At 68.2% G+C, this 5,361-nt stretch carries 3 protein-coding genes; 1 reads left to right on the top strand and 2 read right to left on the bottom strand.

The genetic code is table 11. The features are described from left to right. Positions 1-169 precede the first annotated feature (169 nt). The gene (gene acnA, locus ABZ806_RS44800; RefSeq protein WP_500226057.1) at positions 170-2,935 is read right to left on the bottom strand and encodes an aconitate hydratase AcnA; all 2,766 of its coding nucleotides are present in this window, start codon (positions 2,933-2,935) and stop codon (positions 170-172) included. Between the two features lie 340 nt (positions 2,936-3,275). Beyond that, entirely contained in the window at positions 3,276-4,499 is a 1,224-nt protein-coding gene (locus ABZ806_RS44795) for a DUF222 domain-containing protein (RefSeq protein WP_500226056.1), read from the bottom strand. Between the two features lie 430 nt (positions 4,500-4,929). On the opposite strand from ABZ806_RS44795, the gene ABZ806_RS44790 reads away from it, so the two are divergent. Further along, positions 4,930-5,226: a DUF1905 domain-containing protein gene (locus ABZ806_RS44790; protein WP_500226054.1), complete on the top strand. Its 297-nt coding sequence runs from the start codon at positions 4,930-4,932 to the stop codon at positions 5,224-5,226. Positions 5,227-5,361: the final 135 nt, after the last annotated feature.

The raw sequence follows: 5,361 nt of genomic DNA, 5'->3' as shown, positions 1-5,361 counted from the left end.
GGCTCCACACCTACAATCACCACCGCGGACACACCGCACTCGGCGGCCGCCCACCCGCCAGCCGTGTCCACAACCTCACGAGTGAGTACACCTAGCCGCGGTCCGCTCCGCCCGCCGAGGAAACGGAACGGGCCGCCCCTTCGCGGAGCGGCCCGTTTCGCGGTGCGGGTTACTTGCTGATCAGGTTGCGGAGGACGTACTGGAGGATGCCGCCGTGGCGGTAGTACTCCGCCTCGCCCGGGGTGTCGATGCGGACGGTGGCGGTGAACTCCTTGTCGCCGGCCTTCACGGTGACCTCGTCCGGGACGCCGCCCCCGTTCATCGCGGTGACGCCCGTGATGTCGAAGGTCTCGGTGCCGGTGAGGCCGAGCGAATCGGCGGACTCGCCGTCCTTGAACTGCAGCGGCAGGACGCCGAGGCCGATCAGGTTGGAGCGGTGGATGCGCTCGTAGGACTGCGCGATGACGGCGCGGACGCCGAGCAGCGCGGTGCCCTTGGCCGCCCAGTCGCGCGACGAGCCGGAGCCGTACTCCTTGCCCGCGATGACGACGAGCGGGATGTCCTGCTCGATGTAGTTGCGGGAGGCGTCGTAGATGAACGCCTGCGGCGAGCCGTCCCGGGTGAAGTCGCGGGTGTAGCCGCCCTCGACGTCGTCCAGGAGCTGGTTGCGGAGCCGGATGTTGGCGAACGTCCCGCGGATCATGACCTCGTGGTTGCCGCGGCGCGAGCCGTAGGAGTTGAAGTCCCTGATCTCGACGCCGTTGTCCTGGAGGTACTGCGCGGCGGGCGTGCCGACCTTGATGGCCCCGGCCGGGGAGATGTGGTCGGTGGTGACCGAGTCGCCCAGCTTCGCCAGCACTCGGGCGCCGTGAATGTCGGTGACCGGCTCCGGCTCGGCGCCCATGCCGTCGAAGTACGGGGCCTTCCGCACGTAGGTGGACGAGCCGTCCCACTCGAACAGGTCGCCGGTCGGGATGTCGAGGCCGGTCCACCGCTCGTCGCCCTTGAAGACGTCGGCGTAGCTCTCGGTGAACATCTCCTGGCCGATGGACGACTCGACGATCGCCGAGACCTCTTCCGGCGCGGGCCACAGGTCGCGCAGGTAGACCGGGCCGTCGGTGCCCTCGGCGATCGGGTCGTTGAGGATGTCGATGTCCATCGTCCCGGCCAGCGCGTAGGCGATGACCAGCGGCGGCGACGCGAGGTAGTTCATCTTCACGTCGGGGCTGATGCGGCCCTCGAAGTTGCGGTTGCCGGACAGCACCGCAGTGACCGCGAGGTCGTTGTCGTTGACGGCCTTGGAGATCGCCGGCTGCAGCGGACCGGTGTTGCCGATGCAGGTGGTGCAGCCGTACCCGACCAGGTTGAAGCCGATCTTGTCGAGGTACGGGGTGAGGCCGGCGCGGTCGTAGTAGTCGGTGACGACCTGCGACCCGGGGGCGAGCGAGGTCTTGACCCACGGCTTGCGGGTGAGGCCCCGCTCGACGGCGTTCTTCGCCAGCAGCGCCGCGGCAATCATCACGTACGGGTTGGACGTGTTGGTGCAGGACGTGATGGCCGCGACGGCGACGTGCCCGTGGTCGAGCTCGAACTCCGTCCCGTCCTCCAGCTTCACCGCGATGCGCTTGTGCGGCCGGCCGGACCCGTTGGCGTCGACGTGCCGGGGCTTGTCGCCCGCGGTCTCCTGCGTGATCGCCGGGGTGTCCGAGGCCGGGAAGCTCTCGTTGGACGCCTCGTCCAGCGCACCGAGGACGCTCTGCACGTAGTTCTGCACATCGCGCCGCCAGGTCGCCTTGGCGTTGGACAGGGAGATGCGGTCCTGCGGGCGCTTTGGGCCGGCCAGCGACGGGACGACCGTGCCGAGGTCGAGTTCCAGGTACTCGGAGAACTCGGGCTCCACCGACGGGTCGAGCCACATGCCCTGCGCCTTGGCGTACGCCTCGACGAGCGAGATCTGCTCCTCGTCCCGCCCGGTGAGGCGCAGGTACTTCAGCGTCTCGTCGTCGATCGGGAAGATGGCGCAGGTGGAGCCGAACTCGGGGCTCATGTTGCCGATCGTGGCGCGGTTGGCCAGCGGCAGCGCGTGCACGCCCTCGCCGTAGAACTCGACGAACTTGCCGACCACTCCGTGCTCGCGCAGCATCTCGGTGATGGTGAGCACCAGGTCGGTGGCGGTCGTCCCGGCGGGCAGCCCGCCGGTCAGCTTGAAGCCCACCACGCGCGGGATGAGCATCGAGATCGGCTGCCCGAGCATCGCGGCCTCCGCCTCGATGCCGCCGACGCCCCACCCGAGAACGCCGATGCCGTTCTCCATCGTGGTGTGCGAGTCGGTGCCGACGCAGGTGTCCGGGTAGGCGACGCCGTTCCGGTCGAACACCACGCGCGCCAGGTGCTCGATGTTCACCTGGTGGACGATGCCGGTGCCGGGCGGGACGACCTTGAACTCGTCGAACGCCGTCTGCCCCCACCGCAGGAACTGGTAGCGCTCCTTGTTGCGCTCGTACTCCCGCTGCACGTTCCGCTCGAACGCCTGCGCCGTCCCGAAGTAGTCGACGATCACCGAGTGGTCGATGACCATCTCGGCCGGCGCCAGCGGGTTGATCTTCGTGGGGTCGCCGCCGAGGTCGCGTACGGCCTCGCGCATCGTGGCGAGGTCGACCACGCACGGGACGCCGGTGAAGTCCTGCATGATCACCCGGGCGGGGGTGAACTGGATCTCCTTGCTCGGCTGCGCCTGCGAGTCCCACTGGGCGAGCGCGCGGATGTGGTCGGCGGTGACGTTCGCGCCGTCCTCGGTGCGCAGCAGGTTCTCCAGCAGCACCTTCAGGCTGTACGGGAGACGGGCCGCGCCCTCGACGGCGTCCAGCCGATAGATGTCGTACGACTTGTCGCCAACCTGCAGCTTGTCAAGGCTGCCGAAGCTGTTCGCGGACACGGACTCCTCCTCCATCGCCACCGCGCGTCCGGTCCGGGACATGAGCGCGCGGCGCTCTGCTTGATCTTCACGTGTGCCCGTCCCCTGGGCCGGCACAGAGCGGCGGGACGGGTGCTCGTCTACCTTGATCCTGCCTTAGTCGGCCCCATCACCCATAACCAGGGCCGCCTAACTTCCGCAGCTTTTCTCTCGACGTCAAGCTATCCCCAATTTATCTCGACATCAAGCTACTTGCCCCCGCCCGGCCGGTCGGGGCGGACGATGAACCAGGCACCCGACGGCGTCACCCAGATCAGCAGGCCGGGCCACACTTGGACGAGCCGCCAGTCGGGGCGCTGTTTCAACCTGTGGTGGCGTCGGCAGAGGGGCGCGAGGTTGCAGCGGCATGTGGTCCCGGGCCGCCACGGCACCGTGTGGTCGAGGTCGCAGCGGTGGGACGGCTGGTTGCAGCTCGGAAACACGCAGGTCTCGTGCCGGGCCTCGACCTCCCTCCGCATCGCCGCCGGGGGCCGGTAGCCGGGCCGACCGTGCACCTCGTCACCCCCTCGGCACGCCGCCTCCCGGCTTCGGCAAGGTCATGGCGGATGCGCTGTACGGCATCGGGCAACTCGCGCGAGGGAACGCGGCCGCTCACATGGTCCAACCGCTGACCGATGACGTCCGCCAACATCGAGACCTCGGCCTCAGCGCCCGAGGCTCGACGGCCACCGTCCGCGCTGGTCGAGACGGGAGACACCCCGCCGGACGGAGCGGGAGATGCAGCGGCCGAACCCGACATAGGAGCCCCCTGCGCCGTCAGGGCAGCGGCAGGAGCCGAAGGGGCGGTACGGGTCTGGGCCAGGAGGGCGCGAATGGCGTCGGGAAGTTCGGCACCTTGCAGCAGTTGAATGGCCAGGTCGGCACGGATGTTCTGCAAGGGACGGGTGTCGCCGTCGGACTTGATGCCATGGGCGGCAGCGGTGATCTTGTTGTAGATGGCGTGGGCGTCCTCAGGGGCCAGGTCCCACAGCGCCAGAGCGGACGTCCCGGCCGGGGTGTCCCACAGTTCCAGGCGCCGCTGCCGGACGGCTTCCCGCTTGCGTTCCTCCACAGCCTCCGGCGCCAGACGCTGGACGATTCGCCTGATCCGGCGGCGGAGTTGCCCCGTGGTCTGAGTGGACGCCTTCTCCAGCGCCACCGCTTGGACCCGCTGGGTGATCTGCTCGGGAAGGCTGTCGGTCAGGTCGCTGATGACGCGGGCCTTGGCCAGGTCGACCCGTCCGGCCTCCAGCGCGGCGCCGGTGTCGGCGAGCGGGCCGGTGAGCTGGTCGGCGAGGTGGAGAAGAGCGGCCGAGGCGTTGCTCGTGACCGTGAGCGCGGCGGCGACTTCCTCGGTCACCAATTCCCGGGCCTGCGCCCAGGAGGTCTGCCGACGGGCCGCAGCCGCGACCTGGAGAAGCTCATCGTCGGTCAGATCGGCCAGTCGCTCTTTTCCGCCGGACAGGCAAATGGCCAGTTGCGGCCCCGGAGGAAACCACTCCCGCCCCTCCCACTCACGCTGGACACCAAGCATCACCGAAGGCATCGACACAAGAATTCACCTCCAACAAAAATCACGCCACATTACTATCACCTTTTATTTTCCGAAACGAAAACGAGGCTCCCCCCGAGCCGCGCGCAGCGCGGCACACACCAGCAACCCCGCGCCAAGCCGCACAATGAACACCTCTCCCAGCCACCGACCGCAACCAACGTGCCAGCAACCGGCGGCAACGGAAAGAAGCGCACCCACCTTCGGAAGGCCACCGCAACCGTCCACCTACAGCAACCACACAAAAGCCGATAAAAAGAAGACCCCAGCCCCGCGCACACCCCCAGAGAAACGACAGGGGCCAACCAGAAATAAGAGATGCGACCGCCGCCGGGAGCGGACGGCGATGAGTTCCGCCAACCGGGCCGGTCTGCCCTAGCAAGACAGAACACAGCGAAGGCTCGACCTCCCGGAGGGACGTCAGATGAGGGCTGCGCAGTCCAAGAGCACGAAGCTCGACAAGGAGTTCACGGCCCGCTTGCAGAAGAGCCCTGCCAAGGGCGGGTGGACATACGTCATCTGGCCCGAGTCGGCGGAGTTCTTCAGCACACGCGGGCTCGTGAAGGTCAAGGGCACCATCGACGGGCACCCGTTCCAGGGCTCGTTCATGGCGCTCGGCGACGGCGACCACAAGTTGCCCGTGAAGGCGGAGATCCGCCAGGCGCTCGGCAAGGACGTCGGCGACGAGGTCATCGTCCACCTCGCCGAGCGCCTCGGCTAGCGCGACGCCCACCAAGGCTCACCAAATACGTTGACCTGCGGCGTGTTGTTGTTATGAGCACGTCGAAAACAACAACACGCCGCAGATCAACGACGGGGCGGCCCGGGCGGTGGGGGGGGGGGGTGGCATGGGCGG

The sequence above is a fragment of the Spirillospora sp. NPDC047418 genome, assembly GCF_040643275.1.
GTDB lineage: Bacteria > Actinomycetota > Actinomycetes > Streptosporangiales > Streptosporangiaceae > Spirillospora.
The sequence above is the reverse complement of the archived record's forward strand: the minus strand, read 5'-3'. Positions and strand labels throughout refer to the sequence as shown.